The organism is Natronoarchaeum rubrum (assembly GCF_024494695.1).
This window is the reverse complement of sequence record NZ_JANHDP010000004.1, coordinates 40,272-59,910: the sequence shown is the minus strand read 5'-3', so window position 1 is coordinate 59,910 and position 19,639 is coordinate 40,272. Positions and strand designations below refer to the sequence as shown.

The window sequence follows — 19,639 nt, the reverse complement described above, 5'->3', positions numbered from 1 at the left end:
GAACGGGCGCGGCGCCGGGCCTAGACTGATAGCCTCGATCGAGCGCCGGGGGTGTAGATGTAGGTGCAACGCCCTTGCCCGACGACGGTGTACGACTGTTCGTGACACTCAACGCTTCCACCGACGTCGATCGCGACACCCACGCAGCCGGCCTCACCGAACGGATCGTCGAGGCGACCACTGACGTCACCGGAACCGCCGCGGTCGATCTCCCGCCGCTGTACGATGTCGTCGACCCCGATGCGCTCGAAGCGCTCTGTGATCGCGACGCCGAGGGGCCCCGCGTGGAGTTCGCGTACGCGGGCTGTGGCGTGACGGTCCGCGGCGACGGCAGCGTCAGGGTCACCCCGGAGCCGATCGACGCACGCGAGTCGACGGTCGTCGACGGCACGTCACTGTCACCGGACTGTTGAGCGACGAAATGGCGGACCGCGGCGCCGAGCCCGCTGATCGATCGAACCCAAAACGTACATTGACCGGTTGTCCGTTCTCTCCCGTATGACCGGATCCGAGGAAGTCGAGGCGCTGATCGACGAGCTCGAAGCTCAGGCCGAACAGGAGCGCGATCCCGAGACGACGCCGGACGTCGGGATCATCATGGGCAGCGACTCCGACCTCGACGTGATGGCCGGTAGTGAGGAGGGCCGACCCGGCGCGTACGACGCGTTCGTCGACGAACTCGGCTTCGAGGAGCAGACCGACTACGACGACCCGCCGGAAAGCCGCTTTACGTTCGAGACGTTCGTCGTGTCGGCCCACCGGACGCCGGAACTGATGTACGCGTACGGCGAGACCGCCGCCGACCGGGGGATCGACGTGATCATCGCCGGCGCGGGCGGGAAGTCCGCCGACCTGCCGAACATGACCGCCTCAATCGCGTACCCCCTGCCGGTGATCGGCGTCCCCGTTCAGGAGAAGTCGGTCGACTCGGTGATCGGGATGCCCCAGGGCGCGCCGCTGACGGCTGTCGACGCCGGGAAGTCGTTCAACGCGGCGCTGTCGGCCGCCCAGATCCTCGCGCGCGAACACGAGGAGGTTCGGGAGCGGCTCGTCGAGTACCACGAGGGGCTGCAGGACGACGTCGGCGTCGTCTCGCGGGAGCTCCACGAGCTCGGGACGCCGGCGTTCCGCGAGCGCCGGGAGTAACTGGACTCGTCGGCGGCAGTCCACAGGTGAGCGGACCGACGTTTCGGCGTCGCCCGCCGCAGAACCGGCCGACGCCGCGCTGGCGGGCGGAAACGGAAGAATCAACCCTTATATGGGTGCGTTCCTAAGCTCCGGACGTCACGGAGAACATCGTATGTCATGGATAGCAGTCGGCGCGCTGGCGCTGGTGGCCGTGCTGGTACCGCTCAGTATGTTGGCGGTATCGTGGCTGCTGCGCCCGAGTGTGCCCGAAGATAGTAAACGCGCCACCTACGAGAGCGGCGAGATTCCGACAGGGGGGACGCGAATCCGATTTAACATCCAGTACTACATGGTCGCGCTCCTGTTTGTCGTCTTCGACGTCGAGACCGTGCTCATCCTCCCCTGGACGGTCGTCTACCAGTCCGCAATCGAGGAGGTCGGACTCGCGCGCGCCCTCGTCCCGATGCTGGTGTTCGTCGGTATCCTCGTCATCGGCCTCGTCTGGGCCTGGCGCAACGGCGCAGTCAAGTGGGCCCGCAGCACGCGGGTCGCAGACCGGTCACGGAAGATTGAACAATGAGTAGCGACACACCACGGGAAGCGATCACCGGGAGTACAGACCCGCTAACAGAGACCCGCGAGGCGCGGATGGGGTCGGAGGCCGACGATCGGTTCAACTCGAAGCTCCGCGAAGCGATGGGAGCGTCCCCCTTTATCCTCACCAAGTTCGACTCGTTCATGAACTGGGTGCGGGGCTCCTCGATGTTCATGCTGCAGTTCGGGATCGCCTGTTGCAGCATCGAGATGATGCACACGTACGCGGTCAAACACGACCTCGACCGCTTCGGCTCGGGCGTCCCGCGAGCGTCGCCCCGACAGGCTGACGTGATCATCGTCCCGGGCACCATCGTCTCGAAGTTCGCCCCGCGCATGAAGCGCGTCTACGACCAGATGCCCGAGCCCAAGTTCGTCGTCGGCATGGGCTCGTGTACGATCTCGGGCGGCCCGTTCCAGGAGGGGTACAACGTCGTCAAGGGCGCCGAGGAGGTCATCCCGGTCGACATCCAGATCCCGGGCTGTCCGCCCCGCCCCGAGGCGCTGGTCTACGGCGTCGTCAAGCTGCAAGAGCGCGTCGCCAACGGCGAATCTGCGCCGGTCACCGTCAAGCCCTACGAGCTCGAACAGTTCGGCGACCTGCCGCGCGACGAGATCGTCGACGAGCTGGCCGACCAGATCGACGAAGAAGAGCTCGTGATGCGGTACAACTGGGCTGATTCGCCATGAGCCGGTCCGAACTCCCCGACACGACCGAGGTCGGCGTCGACGAGGGCGAGGTCGACTACGACGCTCTCGAAGCGCTGCTCGGCGAAAAGGTCCTCGAGCGCGAGGACCACATCAACGCCGGCGGGTTCGTGATCCGTCCGGACGACGTCCAGGACGTGCTCTCGACGCTGCGCCACGAGGCCGGCTTCGATCACCTCTCGAACGTCACGGCCCAGCAGTACGAGGACCGCTACGAGTCGATCTACCACCTCAAAAAGTACGACGACCCGACCCAGGAGGTCAACGTCATCGTCCCGACGCCGACGGACGAGCCGGTCAGCGAGAGCGCCGAGCCTGTGTTCCGCACGGCGGAGTGGCACGAGCGCGAAGCCTACGACCTCGTCGGCATCGAGTACGAGGACAATCCGGACCTTCGCCGGATCCTCCTGCCCGAAACCTGGACGGGCCACCCGCTGGGCGGCGACTACGACCAGACCAAACCGCAGGTCGTCTCGCTGACCGAGCACGCCAACCCGCTGCAGGACGATCACAAGGTCGAGAACGACAACGACGGGACCGACACGATGTTCCTCAACATCGGTCCCCACCACCCCGCGACCCACGGTGTTCTCCACCTGAAGACGGTGCTCGACGGGGAGCAGGTGCTCGACGTCGACCCCGACATCGGCTATCTCCACCGCTGCGAGGAGCAGATGTGCCAGCAGGGCACCTACCGCCACCAGATCATGCCCTACCCCGACCGCTGGGACTACATCTCGGCGGGGCTGCTCAACGAGTGGGCCTACGCGCGCACGGCCGAGGACCTCGCGGATCTCGACGTGCCCGAGTACGCCCAGATCATTCGGACGATGGGCGCCGAACTCTGCCGGATCGCCTCGCACCTGCTCGCGCTCGCGACGTTCGCGCTCGACATCAACGGCGACTTCACCGCGACGTTCATGTACGCGATCCGAGAGCGCGAGAAGGCCCAGAACATCCTCGAGGATCTGACGGGCCAGCGCCTGATGTTCAACTACTTCCGGCTCGGCGGCGTGGCGTGGGATCTGCCCGAACCCCGCGAGGAGTTCTTCGAGAAGACTCGGGACTTCACGAACGGGCTGCCCGAAGCGTCCGAGGAGTTCCACAACCTGCTGACCAACAACGAGATTCTGCAGGCTCGGACGATCGACACCGGCGTTCTGGAGCCCGAGGAAGCAAAGCAGTACGGCGCCACCGGCCCGGTCGCACGGGGCTCGGGCGTCGACTACGACCTCCGACGCGACGACCCCTACGGCTACTACGACGAACTCGACTGGGACGTCGTCGTCGAGGACGGCTGTGACAACTTCTCGCGCCTGCTCGTCCGCATGCGCGAGGTCGAGGAGTCCGCGAAGATCATCGACCAGTGCGTGGATCTGCTCGAGGACTGGCCCGAGGACGAGCGCAACATCCAGAGCAACGTCCCGCGGACGATCAAACCCGATCCCGACACCGAGATCTACCGCGCGGTCGAGGGTGCGAAGGGCGAACTCGGCATCTACATCCGATCGGACGGCACCGACAAGCCCGGCCGGTTCAAGATCCGCAGCCCCTGCTTCTCGAACCTGCAGACGCTGCCGGAGATGTCCGAGGGCGAGTACATCGCCGACCTGATCGCGTCGCTGGGTAGCCTCGACATCGTGCTCGGGGAGGTGGACCGATGACGGCGCCGCTCCAGTCGGCGATGATGCCAGAACAGCTCGCCAACTGGCTCGGCCTCGACGCCTACGGCGGCGCCGGGATGTTCGTCGCCGGCATCATCGCCTCGGCGCTGGTCGCGACGCTGATGCTTACGAACGCCGCGCTCGCCGGGCCGTGGGCCAAACGGAAGATCACCGCCGCGTTCACCGACCGCATCGCCGTGAACCGCCACGGTCCGTTCGGCCTGCTGATCATCGTGGCCGACGCGGTCCGACTGATGTCCAAGGAACTGATCGTCCCCGAGGGCGCCGATCGGCCGGCCTACGACATCGGACCGATTCTCATCGCGTTCTCGGCGCTCTTTGCCTTCGCGGTGATTCCCTTCGGCACGCTGGGCGGTATCAACTTCCAGATCGCCGACCCCGAGATCGGGCTGGTGTTCGCGTTCGCGATCGCCTCGATCGCGAGCGTCGGTCTGGTGATGTGCGGCTACGCGTCGAACAACAAGTACTCGCTGCTGGGCGGGCTGCGCGCGGTCGCGCAGAACATCGCCTACGAGATTCCGCTGATCGTCACCGCGGCGTCGGTGGTCATCTTCTCGGAGTCGCTCCAGATGAGCACGATCGTCGCGGCCCAGACCGAGACGCTCGTCACGATCGCGGGCATCTCGATCCCGTCGTGGTACGCGTTCGTCAACCCGTTCGCGTTCGTGCTGTTCCTGACGGCGAACCTCGCGGAAGTCGGGCGGAACCCGTTCGACACGCCCGAGGCGCCGACGGAGATCGTCGCAGGCTACCAGACGGAGTACTCCTCGATCTACTTCGTCCTGATCTACCTCGGCGAGTTCGTTCACATCTTCCTCGGCGGCGCCATCCTCGCGGTCGTCTTCCTCGGCGGCCCCGCGGGACCGGTGCTGCCCGGACTGGTGTGGATGCTGATCAAGATGTGGGCCGTGTTCCTGTTCACCCAGTGGGCGCGGTCGGCGATCCCGCGGGTCCGCATCGATCAGCTCATCGAGATCGGCTGGAAGGGCCTGCTGGTCCTTTCCTTTGCTAACCTGGTGCTCACGGCCGTAATCGTGGGGGTGCTAACGCTATGATCGGACTCCTGAAGTCGATGGCGACGACGATGAAGCACGCGCTCGACGGCAACACGTTCACCGTCGAGTACCCCGAAGAAGCGCCCGAAGTGTCGCCGCGGTTCCGCGGCGTCCACAAGTTCAGCCAGGAGCGGTGTATCTGGTGTCGACAGTGCGAGAACGTCTGCCCGAACGACACCATCCAGATCGTCACCGACGAGCAGCGCAACGGCGAGCAGTACAACCTCCACATCGGGCAGTGCATCTACTGCCGGCTGTGCGAGGAAGTCTGCCCCGTCGACGCGATCCTGTTGACCCAGAACTTCGAGTTCACCGGCGACACCAAGGACGACCTGGTGTACAACAAAGAGCAGCTCAAGTCGGTGCCGTGGTACAAGGACATCGACCCGCTGAACTCGCGCGAACCCGACCGGGACGCCTGGATCGGGGAAGGCGAAGGCGAAGTCGACTACCAGTAGCGTTCGCCCGGAAGTATTCGCGAACGAAGTGAGCGATTCGCCGCGCCGAACGGAGTGAGGCGCGGGGTTTTTGGCCCAGATTTTTCGAGGAGCGGTGCCGGAGCGTAGCGACGGCACCCGACGAAGAAAAAGGTGGTATCCGACCCGCTGAACTCGCGCGAACCCGACCGGGACGCCTGGATCGGCGAGGGCGAGGGCGAAGTCGACTACCAATAGCGCGGTCCCGTTTTCTCACCAGAGTAGTGCGGTTTCGTTTTTCTCACCAGTACCGACGCCATCACGTTTTCAGCCTCGGCTCTTCGAACGCGAGATAGGACTGTTTTAGCGCGCGCGAGCGACGTCGAGGGGCATCGGCATCGCTCGGCCGACCTGACACGGCGATATCGCCCCCGAGTTCCCGCTCTGAGCCGGGACAGTCGACCGAAACTCGGCCGTCGCGGGGTCGCTCTCCGAACAGTCTCGAAATCTTCAAAGGGCATCCGCGACGAGAGGGTACTAATGGCACTTGATTACATCGCGTTCGCGCTGTTCGCGCTCCTGACCGTCGGGAGCAGCGCCGGGGCGGTGCTGGTACGTGACGTGTGGCACGCCGCACTGTTCCTCGGCGTCGCGCTGGTCAGCGTGGCGGGGTTCTACATAATGCTGCAAGCCGAGTTCCTTGCAGTGATCCAGATCCTCGTGTACGTCGGCGGCGTGTTGATCCTGATCACGTTCGGCGTGATGCTGACCCGCGGGCGCGAATCGGACGAGGAGGTGATGCGGCATGGTAGCTGACGGGACCAGCGGCCGCCGCCGGAGGTGGTGTCGGTGACAAAGCCCGAGTTCCGCGTCGGCTCGCACCTGCTTCCGGGCCTCGTCGCGGTGGCGCTGTTCGCCGTCATGGCGACGGTGTTTCTCACCGCCGGCTTCGCGGCCCCTGCCGGGTTCGGCGACGCCTCGGTGATGGAAGCGATCGGCTACGCGCTACTGAACATCGACGTCGACAACGGCATCCCCGTCGAGGGGTTCCTGTTCGCGTTCATCCTGATCGCGGTCGCGCTCGACGCCGCGCTCGACGGCGCGATCATGCTCGCGCGCCGCGAGGAGGACGACTCGCTCACCTCGGCGCTGCAGACCGACGGTGGCGACGACCGCACCGAGCGGGGTGAGGATCGATGACGGTTCCGATGAACTACTACCTGGTGCTGTCGGCCGCGGTGTTTTGCATCGGGCTGTTCGGCATCCTCACGCGCGAGAACGCGCTGATGTTCCTGATCTCCGTCGAGCTGATGCTCAACGCCGCGAACATCAACCTGATCGCGTTCTCGTACTTCCACGGAAACCTCACCGGACAGGTGTTCGCACTGTTCACGATCGGGCTGGCCGCCGCGGAAGTCGCCATCGGCATCGGGATCATCCTGGTGCTGGTGCGGAACTTCCGCGACGTGGACGTCACGAAAGCTACGACAATGAGGTGGTAACAGATGGCTTACGAATACGTTCCGGCGATCGCCGCGCTCCCGTTCGTATCGTTCCTGCTCGCGCTGGTCGCGGGTAAGTACATGCCCAAAGGCGGTGCGTTCGGGGGAATCGCCGCCACGGCCGGGTCGCTCGTGCTGTCGGTGCTAACGTTCGTACAGGTTCGAGGGAACGGCTCCCACCAGGAAACGCTGTACACGTGGGTTAGTCCGGACGCCGCCGGCGCGCCGGAGTTGACCTTCGGCATCCTGGTCGATCCGCTGTCCTCGCTGATGCTGGTGATCGTCTCGCTGGTCGCGCTGCTGGTCCACGTGTTCAGCCTGGGCTACATGAACGACGAGGGCGAGACGGGCCTGCCCCGGTACTACGCCGGGCTGGGCCTCTTTACGTTCAGCATGCTCTCGTTCGTGTTCGCTGACAACCTGCTGATGGCGTTCATGTTCTTCGAGCTGGTGGGCCTGTGCTCGTTCCTGCTGATCGGGTTCCACTTCCGGACCGAGAGCGCACCGTCGGCCGCGAAGAAGGCGTTCCTGGTCACCCGCTTCGGTGACTACTTCTTCCTGATCGGCGTCGTCGGCATCCTGGCGACGTTCGGCACGACGCAGTTCGCGGGCGCCGAGTCGTTCCCCGCGCTGGCCGAGCAGGCGCTGAACGGTGAGGCCGAGGGAATCACCACGTTCCTCGGCTTCGACGTTCAGACGTGGTTCACGATCCTCGGGCTGCTGGTGCTGGGCGGCGTGGTCGGCAAGTCCGCGCAGTTCCCGCTCCACACCTGGCTCCCCGACGCGATGGAGGGCCCGACGCCCGTCTCCGCGCTGATCCACGCCGCGACGATGGTCGCGGCCGGCGTCTACCTGGTCGCGCGGATGTACGGCTTCTACGCGCTGTCGCCGACCGCGCTGGCGATCATCGCCTTCGTCGGCGGCTTCACCGCGCTGTTCGCGGCGACAATGGGCGTCGTCAAAAACGAGCTCAAGCAGGTGCTGGCGTACTCGACGATCTCGCAGTACGGGTATATGATGCTCGCGCTGGGATCGGGCGGCTACGTCGCCGCGGTCTTCCACCTGATGACCCACGCGTTCTTCAAGGCGCTGCTGTTCCTCGGCGCCGGGTCGGTGATCATCGCGATGCACCACAACGAGGACATGTGGGACATGGGCGGTCTCAAGGACAAGATGCCCGTGACCTACGCGACGTTCCTCGCTGGCTCGCTCGCGCTCGCGGGCATCTTCCCGTTCTCGGGCTTCTGGTCGAAAGACGAGGTGCTCTACGAGGCGCTCGCCCACGGGCTGGGCGGCTCGCCGCTGCTGTTCGCCGCCTGGGGGATGGGCCTGCTCGCCGTATTCTTCACCGGCTTCTACACCTTCCGCATGGTGTTTCTCACCTTCCACGGCGAACCGCGCTCGGACACGGCGCGTGATCCCCACGGCGTTCGCTGGAACGTCAAGGGTCCCCTGACCGTGCTCGGGACGCTGGCGGTCGTCGCCGGCTTCGTCAACATGGTGCCGGTCCAGAAGGTTCTCGGCATCAAGGGCATCGACTACCTCCACGGGTGGCTCGACAGCCAGTCCGGCGAGTTCGCCGCGCTGTCGGCCCACCACTACGGGGACCTGCTCCACGACTTCGCGAACTATTCGTCCGGCACGATCCTCGGTGGCGTGGTGCCGACCGTGCTGATCTCGGCGGGACTCTCTCTGGGACTCGCGCTGGCCGGCGTCGGTCTGGCGTACTTCCTGTACAACGTCGCCAGCCCCGATCCCCACACGGAGAACCTCGGTTCCGTCCGGGAAGTGCTCTTTAGCAACTACTATCTGGACGAGTTCCAGGTGTGGCTCGCGGAGGGTGTGACCCTGTCCGCGGCCCGCAGCGCTGACACGTTCGACCAGGGCGTCGTCGACGGCGTCGTCAACGGCGCCAGCAGCGTCAGCCTGTTCAGCGGCGAGCGGATCCGTCGCATCCAGTCCGGTATCGTTACCAACTACGCGGCGCTGCTCGCGCTGAGCCTCGTCGTGCTTGTGGTCGCCTTCGGCCTCGCCGGGGGGTGGTTACTATGATGATCGAAGCGCTCATCGCAGTCTGTCTGGTCGGCGCGGCCGCGGTGTTCCTGGCTCCGGATAGGTACGCCGGCCGGCTGGCCTTCGGAATCAGCGTGCTCCCGCTCGTCGGGAGCCTGTTCATGTACAGCCAGTTCGACGCCAGCGGGAACGCCCTGCTCGCGTCGTCCGAGAACGTCGCGTTCTACACGCGCACGACCTGGATCGAGGTGGGCGAGCTGTTCCGGCTCGACTGGCACGTCGGGCTGGACGGCATCAGCATGCCGCTGCTCGCGCTCACGACGATCCTGACGACGCTTGCGATCGTCAGCGCGTGGACGCCGATCGACGAGCGCCAGTCCCAGTTCTACGGGCTGGTGCTGTTCATGGAGGCGGCGCTGATCGGCGTCTTCTCGGCGCTCGACTTCTTCGTCTGGTTCGTCTTCTGGGAGGCCGTCCTGATCCCGATGTACTTCCTCATCGGCGTCTGGGGCGGCCCGCGCCGGAAGTACGCCGCGATCAAGTTCTTCGTCTACACGAACATCGCGTCGCTCGTGATGTTCATCGGCTACGTCGCGCTCGTGATCGGGCTCGGCATCGACACGTTCGACATGGCCGACGTGGCGACGGCGCTGGTCGTCGACGGCGCCGCGCCGAGCGCGTTCCCGGGCGTCTCCGCGGACGCGCTGAAGACGATCGCGTTCTTCGCCATGTTCGCCGGGTTCGCGGTGAAGGTCCCAGTGGTTCCGGTCCACACGTGGCTGCCCGACGCTCACGTCGAGGCGCCGACCCCGGTGTCGGTGCTGCTGGCGGGCGTCCTCCTGAAGATGGGGACGTACGCCCTGCTCCGCTTCAACTTCACGATGCTGGCGGACGTGGCCACCGAGTTCGCGTGGCTGCTGGCCGGCCTCGCCGTGATCTCGGTGATCTACGGCGCGATGCTGGCACTGGCCCAGCAGGACCTCAAGCGGATCGTCGCGTACTCCTCGGTCTCCTCGATGGGGTACGTGATCCTCGGACTGGTCGCGTACACGACCTACGGCGTCGGCGGCGCGACGTTCCAGATGGTCAGCCACGGCCTGATCTCCGGGCTGATGTTCATGGCGGTCGGCGTCATCTACAACACGACGCACACCCGGATGGTCACGGACATGTCCGGGCTGGCCGACCGGATGCCGATCACGACGGGCATCTTCCTGGCCGGCGCGTTCGGCTACATGGGTCTGCCGCTGATGAGCGGGTTCGCGGCGGAGTTCTACGTGTTCGCCGGGGCGTTCGAGGCGACCGAGTCGATCGGGACTTACGCCCCGATCTTCACCGCGCTGGCGATGTTCGGCATCGTCATCGTGGCGGGCTACCTGCTCTTTGCGATGCAGCGGACCCTGTTCGGACCGTTCAGTCTGGAGACAGACTACGAGGTCACGCGAGCGCCGGTCCACGACGTGTTGCCGCTGTTCGCGCTGCTCGGGCTCGTGATCCTGCTGGGCGTCGCGCCCGAACTGGCCTTCGAGATGATTCGTGACGCCGTCGGGGCTATCCCGGCGGTGGGAGGTGCATAACAATGGCTGAAGTCGCAATCACAGACCTCGACACGTACAGGGTGCTCGCCCCGGTGTTGCTGCTGGTCGGGACCGCCTTGGTGGCGTTCCTGATCGACAGCATCGACCCCGATTCGACGAACTACCGCCTGATGGCCGGCACGTCGATCGCCGGCACGCTCGCCGCGCTCGGCTACGCGATCTGGTATCTCGCAATCGGCGTCGGTATCGCCGGCGACCCCGCAGAAGAGGGCGTCCAAGGCCTGTTCGAGCTGTTCGGCGGCGCGCTGGTCGTCGACCAGATGGCGCTGCTGTTCATCGTCGTGGTCACCAGCGTCACCGCGCTGGTGCTGATCGCCAGCTACGACTACCTCGAAGACCAGCCCCACGCCGGCGAGTTCTACTCGCTGGTGTTGCTGGCCGCGACCGGGATGGCGACGATGGCGATGGCCGACAGCTTCGTCACCGCCTTTATCGCGCTGGAGCTGGCGAGCCTGCCGTCGTTCGCGCTGGTCGCGTTCCTCAAGGACAACCGCGGCAGCGTCGAAGCAGGACTGAAGTACTTCCTGATCGGTGCGCTGTCGTCGGCGATCTTCCTGTACGGCATCAGTCTGGTGTACGTCTCGACCGGTCGACTCCAGTTCGGCGACGTCGCGACGTCGGTCGCCGAGGGTGGGTTCGATCAGGGCATCTTCGCCATCGGCGTGCTGATGATCGTCGGCGGGCTGGCCTACAAGACCGCCTCGGTGCCCTTCCACTTCTGGGCGCCGGAGGCCTACGAGGGCGCGCCCGCGCCGATCAGCGCCTTCCTGTCCTCGGCGTCGAAGGCCGCCGGCTTCGTGCTGGCGTTCCGCGTGTTCGTCGAGGCGTTCCCGATCGCGTCGGTCGCGAACGGGATCGAGTGGATGCTCGTCTTCCAGGTGCTGGCCGTCGTGACGATGGTGCTCGGTAACTTCGCAGCGGCCGTCCAGGAGAACGTCAAGCGGATGCTGGCGTACTCCTCCGTCGGCCACGCCGGCTACGCGCTGATCGGACTGGCCGCGCTGACCAGCGGCGGCGCGTACAACGAGGCCGTTCTCGGCGGCGCCATGCTCCACCTGCTGGTGTACGGCTTCATGAACACGGGTGCGTTCCTCTTTATCGCGCTGGCCGAGCACTGGGAAGTCGGCCGCACGTTCGAGGACTTCAACGGGCTGGCGACGAAGGCACCGGTCGCGTCGCTGGCGATGACGGTGTTCCTGTTTAACCTCGCGGGGCTACCGATCGGTGCCGGCTTCCTCAGCAAGTACCTGCTGTTCGGGTCGGCCGTGTTCAACGGCGTCTGGTGGCTCGCCGCGGTCGGCGCGATCACGAGCGCACTGTCGCTGTACTACTACTCGCGGCTGGCCAAGGCGATGTGGATCGAGGATCCCGCCGACGACCTCCGGATCGAGAGCCAACCGGTCGGTCTCTACACCGCGGTGATCGCCGCGGCGGTCGTGACCGTCGTGCTGCTGGTGGCACTCAACCCCGTCGTCTCGACGGCCGTCGACGCCGCCGGCGCGCTGCTGGCCTGACGCCGCCGGCGCGATTACGGCGTTTCGTCGCCGCAGTCGGTTATTTTTGCGGTCGGTTGTTGCCTGCACGGTCGGCTTCGCGCACTGTTGGAGATTCCGCAGTCGGGCGTCCATCGTTGCGTCGAATCGGGGACCCCGTGCAGGCAGTTCGTCGCCGCGGGAGACGGTAGGTTTTAACGACAGGCCCGGATACGACCGGGTATGGTCACCCGGCTCGTCCTGGGGAGCGGCGCCGTCTGTCAGGCGCTCGTCGAACGAGCCGTCGAGAGCGGCCGGTCCCTCCACATCGTGACGGACGACGCCGGCCGCACGGACACGCTTCGAGGGGACGATCGGCGCGTCACCGAGCGCGATCCGACCGATCCCGACGCGCTCGAAGCGGCGCAGCCGACCGCCGACGTGGTGTTCGTCGGCAGCGACGAGCCGACCCGGAACGCCGCGATCGCGCGGGCGGCTCGCACCGTCTACCCGGGCGCGATGATCGTCGCGTACACGGGCTACCGGCCGAGCGACGCCGACCGCCGACGGGTCGAGCGCCACGCCGACCGGCTGATCGATCCCGGGTCCGCCACCGCGGCACGGGTGCTCGACGTCGTCTCCGGGGAAACGGGCGAGCGCACTCGGAAGCTCCGTCGCACGCTGCGGGCCGTCGACGGCACGGTCGCCATCGTCGCCCACGACAACCCAGATCCGGACGCCATCGCCAGCGCGCTGGCGCTCGCCCGGCTTGCCGATGCCATCGGCGTCGACGCGCAGGCCTGTTACTACGGCGAGATCACCCATCAGGAGAACCGCGCGCTGGTCAACCTGCTCGAGTTGGACCTGCGTCAACTCGACGCCGACGACCCGGACCACTTAGAGGAGTTCGCCGGGTTCGCACTGGTCGATCACAGCCGGGCGGGCGTCAACGATCAGCTTCCCGAGAACCTGCCGATCGACGTCGTCGTCGACCACCACCCGCCGCGAGGGGCGGTGAACGGGGACTTCGTCGACATCCGGAGCACCGTCGGCGCGACGAGCACGCTGCTGACCGAGTACTTCGCGGACTTCGGCGTCGAGATCGACGACACCGTGGCGACCGCGCTGCTGTACGGCATTCGGATCGACACCTGGGACTTCTCGCGGGAGGTCGCCCAGTCGGACTTCGAGGCCGCGGCGACGCTCGTCCCCCACGCCGACGTGGGACTACTCGAACGCGTGGAGTCGCCGAGCATCTCGGGGGAGACCCTAGAAACCGTCGCCGGCGCGATCAGGAACCGCGACCGACGCGGGTCGATCCTGACGAGCTTCGTCGGCGACCTGTCGGACCGCGACGCGCTGGCCCAGGCCGCCGACAGACTGCTCGACATGGATGGCGTGACGACGACGGTCGTGTTCGGGCTGCTCGACGGCGTCGTGTACGTCTCCGCGCGAGCGCAGGGATCGGAGCTGGACCTCGGCGAGACGCTCCGACTCGCGTACAATCGGATCGGAAGCGCCGGCGGTCACACCGACATGGCCGGCGCGCAGATCCCCGTCGGGATGCTGGCGACGGCCGACGAGGACGGCGAAGCGACCCACGACGCGATCGAGTCCGTGTTGCGGGATCGCTTTTTCGACGCGTTGCGGGAACGCCCCTTCGAACTCCCCAACGAGTACCTCTCGGCGGTTTCGGAGTTCGAGTTCCCGCTTCGATCCGAGGACGGCCACGGGGAACTCGCCCCAGAGGAGTCCGACCGGAGCGGCACCGAGGCCGCGGGCAAGCGATCCGACGGCGAGTGAGCGCCGGGGCCCACCGGCGGCGGTCCGCCGAGCCCGAGACAGGTTTTTCGGTCGTGGAGTCGTGATGCCGGGCATGGGCGTAGCTGGCACCACCGGAAACGCGCGGGTGCGCGAGTACATGACTCAGGACGTCGCGACGGTGACCCCCGAAGACACGGTCGGGGAGGTCTCCGTTCGCATCGCCGAGAGCGACGAGCACAGCGGCTTTCCCGTCTGCGAGCGTCGTCGGGTGGAGGGCTTCGTCAGCGCCAGAGACCTGTTGCTGGCTGACGACGACGCGCATCTGTACGAGGTGATGACGACGGATCTGATCGTCGCCCACCCCGAGATGAAAGTCAACGACGCCGGGCGCGTGATCTTGCGATCGGGGATCCAGAAGCTCCCGGTCGTCGACGACGCGGGCCACCTCGTGGGGATCATCAGCAACGCCGACGTGATCCGCAGCCAGATCGAGCGCGCGACGCCCGAGAAGGTGGGCAAGCTGATGCGGACCTTAGAGAACATCCACGGCGTCGAGCTGCGACAGGAACGCCGCGAAGTGGCCCTCGGCGCCCTGACGCCGACCCAGGGAAAGGTGTACGCCGACGAGCTAGAGGGGCGGCGCTACGAACTCGAACGCGGGCTGGCCGAACCGCTGGTCGTCATCGACAACGCCGGCGAGCTGCTGCTCGCCGACGGCCACCACCGCGTGCTCGCGGCCCACCGGGTCGGCGTCGACGAGATGGACGCCTACGTGATCGTGATCGACGACGAGCTCGATCTGGGGATGCAGCGAACGGCCGATCGCGAGGGGCTGGCCTCGCTCACTGACGTCGAGGTCGTCGACTACGCGCGGCATCCGCTGGTCGAGACCACCGAACGGCTGCAGTAAAAACGGGATCCGCCGGTCGAGAGCCGAACTCAGGGCCAGTTGCCGGACTGTTCGTAGGAGTCGACGACGCGCTCGATCGCCACGACGTACGCGGCGACGCGCAGGCTCGGGAGGTCGTGGTCCTCGTAAGCGTCGACGAGGGTGTCGAACTGGTTGACGATGATGTCTTCGAGTTCCTCGTTGACGCGCTGCTCGTCCCAGTAGAAGCGCTGGCGGTTCTGCACCCACTCGAAGTAGCTCACGGTGACGCCGCCGGCGTTCGCGAGAATGTCCGGCACGATCAGGACGTCCTCGTCTTCGAGCACGTCGTCGCCCTCGGGCGTGATCGGGCCGTTGGCAGCCTCGGAGATCACGTCGGCCTGGATGTCGTGGGCGAGTTCCTCGTCGATGGCGTTTTCGAGCGCGGCGGGGACCAGCAGGTCGACGTCGAGCGTCAGCAGTTCGTCGTTGCTGATCTCCTCCCCTGCCTCGCTGTAGCCGACGACGCTGCCGGTCTCGCGCTTGTGCTGCTTGGCGTCGACCGGGTCGAAGCCGTCGGCGTTGTAGATGCCGCCGCTGGAGTCGGAGACGGCGACGACGTCTGCGCCCATCTCGTCGATGAGCTTCGCGGTGATCCAGCCGGCGTTCCCGTAGCCCTGGACGGCGACGGTGGCGCCCTCGACGTCCTTGTCGAGATAGTCGAAGGCCTCGCGGGCGGCGATGACCGTCGAACGGCCGGTCGCCTCGACGCGGCCCGCGCTACCGCCGCTGGAGATGTCCTTGCCCGTGATGACGCCGGGCTCGGTCGTGTTCTCGAGGGTCTCGTAGGTGTCCTTGATCCAGTTCATCTCCCGCTGGCCCGTGTTGACGTCGGGCGCGGGGACGTCCTTGTCCTCGCCGATCAGGGGCGTGATCTCCTCGGCGAACGCACGGGTGATGCGCTCGAGCTCGCTCTCGGAGTACTCGTCGGGGTCGATGATGATGCCGCCCTTGCCGCCGCCCAGCGGGATGCCGACCGTCGCGGTCTTGTAGACCATCCAGCCCGACAGCGCGCGTACCTCGTCGCGGGAGACCTGCGGATGGTAGCGGATGCCGCCCTTGTAGGGGCCGCGGTCGCCGTTGAACTGCGAGCGGAACGCCTTGAAAACCTCGATGGAGCCGTCGTCCATCTCGACCGAGAGGTTCGTCTCCAGCACTCGCTCGGGGTGCTTGAGACGCTCGATCACGTCGTCGCCGACGTCGAGGTACTCGGCGGCCTCGTCGATCTGTTCCTGCAGGCTCTCGAACGGGTTGACTTCCTCTGCCATACGTTCGGTTCTTCGGAGACGAGGGTTAAGCCTAGCGGTGTACAATGCTCCTTGATAGTATATATATACCCAAAGAGGGTATTATGATATATGCATATTCAAAGATCTAAAGCCCGGTTATACACTACCCATGACTTGCCACCGGGACGACTCCAGAACTGTCGGCGCTCTCGCTGGATGCGGCCGTAGGGTAGTTCCCGAGACCGGCGGTGCGAAGAGGGAGCGTCTGTCGTGTGCGGAGTGTCACGGATCTTCGCTGACGAAGTCTTCGGGGGCTCGCTCCAGAACGCGCTCGGCCTGACGGAGCAGCGGCGCGTCGATCATCTCGCCGTCGACCTCGAACGCGCCGACCCCCTCGGCGTCGTCAGGTCGCTCGTCCAGAATTCGCCGAGCCCACTCGATTCGATCGCGGTCGGGCGTCATCGCGTCGTGGATCGTCCCCACCTGGTCGGGATGGATCGCCAATTTTCCGTCGAACCCCAGTTGTCGGGCGACGGCGGCGTCCTCGCGCAGCCCCCGGTCGTCGTCGATCGCAGTGTAGAGCGTATCGATGGCGTCGACGCCGCCGGCTCGCGCAGCCACGACGACGCGCTCGCGGGCGTACAGCACCTCAGTCCCCTCCTCGGTCCGGGTCGCGCCGAGGTCGGCGGCCAGATCCTCGGCGCCGAATAGCAGCGCGTCGGTCGGCTCCGCGCTGGCGATCGCCGGCGCCGCCAGGACGCCGGCAGCGGTTTCGACGAGCGCCAGCACCGGCAGGTCGCGCCCGCGGTCGGCGGCGGCCGCGGCGAGATCCGTCACCGACGCGGCGTCCGACGCTTTCGGCAAGAGGAGAGCGTCGACCGACGCCGCGCTCTCGCCGTCGAGGACGACCTCCAGATCGGTCCGGCCCTCCGGGAACGGATTCACGCGGACGCAGACCTCGCAGTCCGGATCGAACTCGGGATCGGCCAGCGTTTCGGCGACCGCCCGTCGGGCCTCGTCCTTGCGCGTCGGTGCGACGGCGTCCTCCAGATCGAACACGACGGTGTCGGCGCCCGCCGCGGGCGCCTTCCTGAGCATCGACGGTCGATCGCCGGGCGTGAACAGCACGCTCCTCCGAGCCATGCCCCCAGTTGACGCGGAGCGGTGAAAAGTGTGCGTTCGGTCGCCGCGACGACCGACCGGATACGGCGTCCGTCGCCGGCGTGTCGAGTCGGCTACAGAGCGTCGGACGGTCTCGCGGGGCGAACGCCGAGTTCGACCTCGACCGTCCGCTCGGCGCCGTCGCGGAGGAGCCGGCAACTGACCGTGTCGCCGGGAGCGGCGTTCAACGCGAGGTAGCTCCCGAGATCTTCGGCGGTCACGACCTCGACGTCGTCGACCCCGACGAGCACGTCGCCGCCCGTCCGGACGCGGGCACCGTCGACCACCGTCGTCCCGGTCGGTGGCTGGAACGTCCCGGCGGCCGGACCGCCCGGGGCAACGTCGGTCACGAGAATCCCGCGGGGATCGTCGAGTTCGTTCGCCGCGGCGACGGCCGGCGTGACGGCGGCGAACGCGGCGCCTATATACGGATGCCGATAGCTTCCCGACTCGATCAGCTCGGGAACGACCCGATTTACGAGCGGCGCCGAGATGCCGAAGGCGATGTTGTCGCCGCCGCCCGAGTTGACGACCGCGAGCACGTCGCCGTCCAGCGACACCAGGGGACCGCCGCTGTTGCCCGGGTTCACCGCGGCGTCGGTCTGGATCCCGTCCGGAATCCGGAATCCCGTCGGCGCCGGGATCGAGCGGTCGACGCCGCTGACGATGCCGGCCGTGACGCTCCCGTCCAGCGAGTACGGGCTACCGATCGCGACGACTTCCTGACCGACGACGGCGGGCTCCTCGGCCAGCGAGAGCGGTTCGGTGCCGTCGGGGAGATCGTCGAGCGCGATCGCTGCCAGGTCGCTGTGCGGATCGATGCCGACCACCTCGCCGGCGTGCCACTGCCCGTCCTCGAACTGCACGTCGGCCGAATCGGCCGATCCGACGACGTGGGCGTTGGTGACCAGATGTTCGTCGTCGTACGCCCACCCCGTCCCCTGTCCGCCCCGCGTCCGGACCAGCGCGACGGCGTCAGCGACCTCGCGGTACACCTGGCTGTAGGGGCTGTCTACCGACGGCTGTGCCGTCTGTCCGGGTTGATCGGGAGGCTGTTCGGCCTCGGTCCTCGATCCACACCCGGCGAGAGCGGTCGTCAGCGCGACGCCGCCCAGCGTTAGAAACTGTCGCCTGTCGAACGTCCGCTCGGACATTTCAATATTACTAAGAATTTCTGATACTAAAACGCTGTGCGGATTGGTTGTCACGGCAACAAAGCATATATTGTGGTACTACATACCAAGGCCCAGAGGTGACGCCAATGTCCGACCACCCGGAAGCCGGCCAGTGGGACAGTGCGACGACCGGAGCGAGCCAGCCGCGCGGCGCCGAGAACGTCGAGCGCTACGAGACGGACGACGGAACGGTGTTCTTCGACGCGCAGAACCCGCTCGCGTGGGTAGAGGCGTCCGTCACACTCTCGCTCGCCGATCAAGTCTGACGGAACTGTTCGATTTTCACCGTTCGTGGGGCCGATCGCCCCTCGACGTTACGGGACGCTTTTTGCCGTCGACCCCGAACGTACACGATAGTGTTCGACGAACCGGCCGACGAGGAACCCGAGGAGGAAGAGCTGGATTTCGACGTGCTCGACTCCGAGTCGACGCTCGGTCCGGAGATTCCGCAGGCGCCCGAACCGCCGCCGGCGTCGGAAGCCTCGGAGGAACTGCAGAAGATGTTCTGGAGCGTCGTCGTGCTACTGAACATCGCCATCCTCGCGGCCAGCCTCGGCGTCATGTACGTCGTCTTCCGCGGCCGACTCCAGTTTGGCGGCGGGCTAGTTCTGATCGGTCTGCTGGGCGGCCTCCACGCGTATCGGATCTACCGCCGGTGGGAGTACGAGTAGCCTCCGACGCGCAACGAGCGTTTGCCACAGTACGACGCGTTCGGTGGGCCACCACAGCGTGACACCGGTGGGCCTAACCGGGCTGGACGCCAACGTCGCACCGATGCGAACGGTCCGCGACGAGTCCGGCAAGCGCTACGTGCTCCTCAAAGAGTCGACCGACAGCAGTCTGGTCCGCGATCCCGAGACGGGCGACAGCCGCTACGTCGAGAACGACCGGATCGAGCCGGTCGACGGCGAGGAGCCACTGGAGACGGCCGCCGCGGGCGTCGCCGAACCGGTCCGGCGCGTCGTCTCGGCCGTCCACGACGACGCCGGAATCGGACTGCTGGCGGATCTCGTCGACCGCGGTCCCGTCGCCGTCCGGGACATGCTCGGCGCGTACGATCAGTGCGAGAGCGACCTCCACGGCCGGCTCGCCGAGCTCCGCGCGGCGGGTTTGATCGAGGAGGCGCGGGTCGCCGACGAGCGCGGCTACGACGCCACCGAGACGGCGCGGGCCGCACTGGCGACGCTACGCGAGCAGTAAAGTCGAGTTCA

The 19,639-nt window shown here is 66.6% G+C and carries 21 protein-coding genes and 1 pseudogene; 19 read left to right on the top strand and 3 right to left on the bottom strand.

Features of this window, described 5'->3' with window-relative positions; translation table 11 throughout:
• Positions 1-101 precede the first annotated feature (101 nt).
• The 16 genes and pseudogenes from ddfA to NO931_RS10900 all read left to right on the top strand — a co-directional run bounded on the left by ddfA (position 102) and on the right by NO931_RS10900 (position 14,845).
• On the top strand, positions 102-413 hold the full coding sequence (gene ddfA / locus NO931_RS10975; protein WP_256392379.1) for a DdfA family disk-determining factor: 312 nt from the start codon (positions 102-104) through the stop codon (positions 411-413).
• 85 nt (positions 414-498) lie between these two features.
• Positions 499-1,146, top strand: a complete 648-nt coding sequence (locus NO931_RS10970) for an AIR carboxylase family protein (RefSeq protein WP_256392378.1) — start codon at positions 499-501, stop codon at positions 1,144-1,146.
• 154 nt (positions 1,147-1,300) lie between these two features.
• On the top strand, positions 1,301-1,708 hold the full coding sequence (locus NO931_RS10965) for an NADH-quinone oxidoreductase subunit A (RefSeq protein WP_256392377.1): 408 nt from the start codon (positions 1,301-1,303) through the stop codon (positions 1,706-1,708).
• On the top strand, positions 1,705-2,412 hold the full coding sequence (locus tag NO931_RS10960; protein WP_256392376.1) for an NADH-quinone oxidoreductase subunit B: 708 nt from the start codon (positions 1,705-1,707) through the stop codon (positions 2,410-2,412). Before NO931_RS10965 ends, NO931_RS10960 begins: the two co-directional genes overlap by 4 nt.
• Positions 2,409-4,094 (top strand): NADH-quinone oxidoreductase subunit D, encoded by a 1,686-nt coding sequence (locus NO931_RS10955; protein ID WP_256392375.1) that lies wholly within the window; start codon positions 2,409-2,411, stop codon positions 4,092-4,094. The genes NO931_RS10960 and NO931_RS10955 overlap by 4 nt, the downstream gene beginning before the upstream one ends.
• The gene (locus tag NO931_RS10950) at positions 4,091-5,170 is read left to right on the top strand and encodes a complex I subunit 1/NuoH family protein (RefSeq protein ID WP_256392374.1); all 1,080 of its coding nucleotides are present in this window, start codon (positions 4,091-4,093) and stop codon (positions 5,168-5,170) included. Before NO931_RS10955 ends, NO931_RS10950 begins: the two co-directional genes overlap by 4 nt.
• Positions 5,167-5,628, top strand: coding sequence for a NuoI/complex I 23 kDa subunit family protein (locus tag NO931_RS10945; protein ID WP_256392373.1), 462 nt, complete (start codon positions 5,167-5,169; stop codon positions 5,626-5,628). The genes NO931_RS10950 and NO931_RS10945 overlap by 4 nt, the downstream gene beginning before the upstream one ends.
• Before the next feature lie 141 nt (positions 5,629-5,769).
• Positions 5,770-5,844, top strand: a pseudogene (locus tag NO931_RS10940) (NuoI/complex I 23 kDa subunit family protein); the annotation flags it as partial.
• 282 nt (positions 5,845-6,126) lie between these two features.
• Positions 6,127-6,402, top strand: coding sequence for an NADH-quinone oxidoreductase subunit J (locus tag NO931_RS10935; RefSeq protein ID WP_256392372.1), 276 nt, complete (start codon positions 6,127-6,129; stop codon positions 6,400-6,402).
• 33 nt (positions 6,403-6,435) lie between these two features.
• Positions 6,436-6,786, top strand: a complete 351-nt coding sequence (locus NO931_RS10930; RefSeq protein WP_256392371.1) for an NADH-quinone oxidoreductase subunit J — start codon at positions 6,436-6,438, stop codon at positions 6,784-6,786.
• Positions 6,783-7,088 carry an NADH-quinone oxidoreductase subunit NuoK gene (nuoK, locus tag NO931_RS10925; protein WP_256392370.1) on the top strand — a complete coding sequence of 102 codons (306 nt, stop codon included), beginning with the start codon at positions 6,783-6,785 and terminating at the stop codon, positions 7,086-7,088. Before NO931_RS10930 ends, nuoK begins: the two co-directional genes overlap by 4 nt.
• A 3-nt stretch (positions 7,089-7,091) precedes the next feature.
• Complete coding sequence (gene nuoL, locus NO931_RS10920; RefSeq protein ID WP_256392369.1) at positions 7,092-9,140, top strand: NADH-quinone oxidoreductase subunit L; 2,049 nt, start codon at positions 7,092-7,094, stop codon at positions 9,138-9,140.
• Positions 9,137-10,678 (top strand): complex I subunit 4 family protein, encoded by a 1,542-nt coding sequence (locus tag NO931_RS10915; RefSeq protein WP_256392368.1) that lies wholly within the window; start codon positions 9,137-9,139, stop codon positions 10,676-10,678. The genes nuoL and NO931_RS10915 overlap by 4 nt, the downstream gene beginning before the upstream one ends.
• Before the next feature lie 2 nt (positions 10,679-10,680).
• A complete protein-coding gene (locus NO931_RS10910; protein ID WP_256392367.1) occupies positions 10,681-12,213 on the top strand; it encodes an NADH-quinone oxidoreductase subunit N in 1,533 nt (510 codons plus the stop codon).
• Between the two features lie 201 nt (positions 12,214-12,414).
• A complete protein-coding gene (locus NO931_RS10905; protein WP_256392366.1) occupies positions 12,415-13,974 on the top strand; it encodes a DHH family phosphoesterase in 1,560 nt (519 codons plus the stop codon).
• Positions 13,975-14,047: 73 nt separating this feature from the next.
• Positions 14,048-14,845 carry a CBS domain-containing protein gene (locus NO931_RS10900; RefSeq protein WP_256392365.1) on the top strand — a complete coding sequence of 266 codons (798 nt, stop codon included), beginning with the start codon at positions 14,048-14,050 and terminating at the stop codon, positions 14,843-14,845.
• Between the two features lie 29 nt (positions 14,846-14,874).
• Here NO931_RS10900 and NO931_RS10895 read toward each other — a convergent pair whose 3' ends face one another.
• The 3 genes from NO931_RS10895 to NO931_RS10885 all read right to left on the bottom strand — a co-directional run bounded on the left by NO931_RS10895 (position 14,875) and on the right by NO931_RS10885 (position 18,407).
• The gene (locus NO931_RS10895; RefSeq protein WP_256392364.1) at positions 14,875-16,131 is read right to left on the bottom strand and encodes a Glu/Leu/Phe/Val family dehydrogenase; all 1,257 of its coding nucleotides are present in this window, start codon (positions 16,129-16,131) and stop codon (positions 14,875-14,877) included.
• A 243-nt stretch (positions 16,132-16,374) separates the two neighbouring features.
• Positions 16,375-17,235, bottom strand: a complete 861-nt coding sequence (locus NO931_RS10890) for an HpcH/HpaI aldolase/citrate lyase family protein (RefSeq protein ID WP_256392363.1) — start codon at positions 17,233-17,235, stop codon at positions 16,375-16,377.
• Between the two features lie 92 nt (positions 17,236-17,327).
• A complete protein-coding gene (locus NO931_RS10885) occupies positions 17,328-18,407 on the bottom strand; it encodes a S1C family serine protease (RefSeq protein ID WP_256392362.1) in 1,080 nt (359 codons plus the stop codon).
• 107 nt (positions 18,408-18,514) lie between these two features.
• Between NO931_RS10885 and NO931_RS10880 the strand changes: the two genes are divergently transcribed.
• The 3 genes from NO931_RS10880 (at position 18,515) to NO931_RS10870 (ending at position 19,628) form a co-directional block, all read left to right on the top strand.
• The gene (locus tag NO931_RS10880) at positions 18,515-18,694 is read left to right on the top strand and encodes a DUF7331 family protein (RefSeq protein WP_256392361.1); all 180 of its coding nucleotides are present in this window, start codon (positions 18,515-18,517) and stop codon (positions 18,692-18,694) included.
• A 90-nt stretch (positions 18,695-18,784) separates the two neighbouring features.
• Positions 18,785-19,099, top strand: coding sequence for a DUF7322 domain-containing protein (locus NO931_RS10875; protein WP_256392360.1), 315 nt, complete (start codon positions 18,785-18,787; stop codon positions 19,097-19,099).
• A 103-nt stretch (positions 19,100-19,202) separates the two neighbouring features.
• Positions 19,203-19,628 carry a DUF7346 family protein gene (locus NO931_RS10870; protein ID WP_256392876.1) on the top strand — a complete coding sequence of 142 codons (426 nt, stop codon included), beginning with the start codon at positions 19,203-19,205 and terminating at the stop codon, positions 19,626-19,628.
• Positions 19,629-19,639: the final 11 nt, after the last annotated feature.

What these genes read in the sequence shown, in the direction of transcription:
- NO931_RS10885 (WP_256392362.1), bottom strand. Translation starts at nt 18,407, where the DNA reads ATGTCCGAGCGGACGTTCGACAGGCGACAGTTTCTAACGCTGGGCGGC.
- NO931_RS10880 (WP_256392361.1), top strand. Translation starts at nt 18,515, where the DNA reads ATGTCCGACCACCCGGAAGCCGGCCAGTGGGACAGTGCGACGACCGGA.
- NO931_RS10935 (WP_256392372.1), top strand. Translation starts at nt 6,127, where the DNA reads ATGGCACTTGATTACATCGCGTTCGCGCTGTTCGCGCTCCTGACCGTC.
- NO931_RS10970 (WP_256392378.1), top strand. Translation starts at nt 499, where the DNA reads ATGACCGGATCCGAGGAAGTCGAGGCGCTGATCGACGAGCTCGAAGCT.
- nuoK (WP_256392370.1), top strand. Translation starts at nt 6,783, where the DNA reads ATGACGGTTCCGATGAACTACTACCTGGTGCTGTCGGCCGCGGTGTTT.
- NO931_RS10895 (WP_256392364.1), bottom strand. Translation starts at nt 16,131, where the DNA reads ATGGCAGAGGAAGTCAACCCGTTCGAGAGCCTGCAGGAACAGATCGAC.
- NO931_RS10960 (WP_256392376.1), top strand. Translation starts at nt 1,705, where the DNA reads ATGAGTAGCGACACACCACGGGAAGCGATCACCGGGAGTACAGACCCG.
- NO931_RS10955 (WP_256392375.1), top strand. Translation starts at nt 2,409, where the DNA reads ATGAGCCGGTCCGAACTCCCCGACACGACCGAGGTCGGCGTCGACGAG.
- NO931_RS10870 (WP_256392876.1), top strand. Translation starts at nt 19,203, where the DNA reads ATGCGAACGGTCCGCGACGAGTCCGGCAAGCGCTACGTGCTCCTCAAA.
- NO931_RS10950 (WP_256392374.1), top strand. Translation starts at nt 4,091, where the DNA reads ATGACGGCGCCGCTCCAGTCGGCGATGATGCCAGAACAGCTCGCCAAC.
- NO931_RS10945 (WP_256392373.1), top strand. Translation starts at nt 5,167, where the DNA reads ATGATCGGACTCCTGAAGTCGATGGCGACGACGATGAAGCACGCGCTC.
- NO931_RS10910 (WP_256392367.1), top strand. Translation starts at nt 10,681, where the DNA reads ATGGCTGAAGTCGCAATCACAGACCTCGACACGTACAGGGTGCTCGCC.
- nuoL (WP_256392369.1), top strand. Translation starts at nt 7,092, where the DNA reads ATGGCTTACGAATACGTTCCGGCGATCGCCGCGCTCCCGTTCGTATCG.
- NO931_RS10915 (WP_256392368.1), top strand. Translation starts at nt 9,137, where the DNA reads ATGATGATCGAAGCGCTCATCGCAGTCTGTCTGGTCGGCGCGGCCGCG.
- NO931_RS10900 (WP_256392365.1), top strand. Translation starts at nt 14,048, where the DNA reads ATGGGCGTAGCTGGCACCACCGGAAACGCGCGGGTGCGCGAGTACATG.
- NO931_RS10890 (WP_256392363.1), bottom strand. Translation starts at nt 17,235, where the DNA reads ATGGCTCGGAGGAGCGTGCTGTTCACGCCCGGCGATCGACCGTCGATG.
- NO931_RS10965 (WP_256392377.1), top strand. Translation starts at nt 1,301, where the DNA reads ATGTCATGGATAGCAGTCGGCGCGCTGGCGCTGGTGGCCGTGCTGGTA.
- NO931_RS10905 (WP_256392366.1), top strand. Translation starts at nt 12,415, where the DNA reads ATGGTCACCCGGCTCGTCCTGGGGAGCGGCGCCGTCTGTCAGGCGCTC.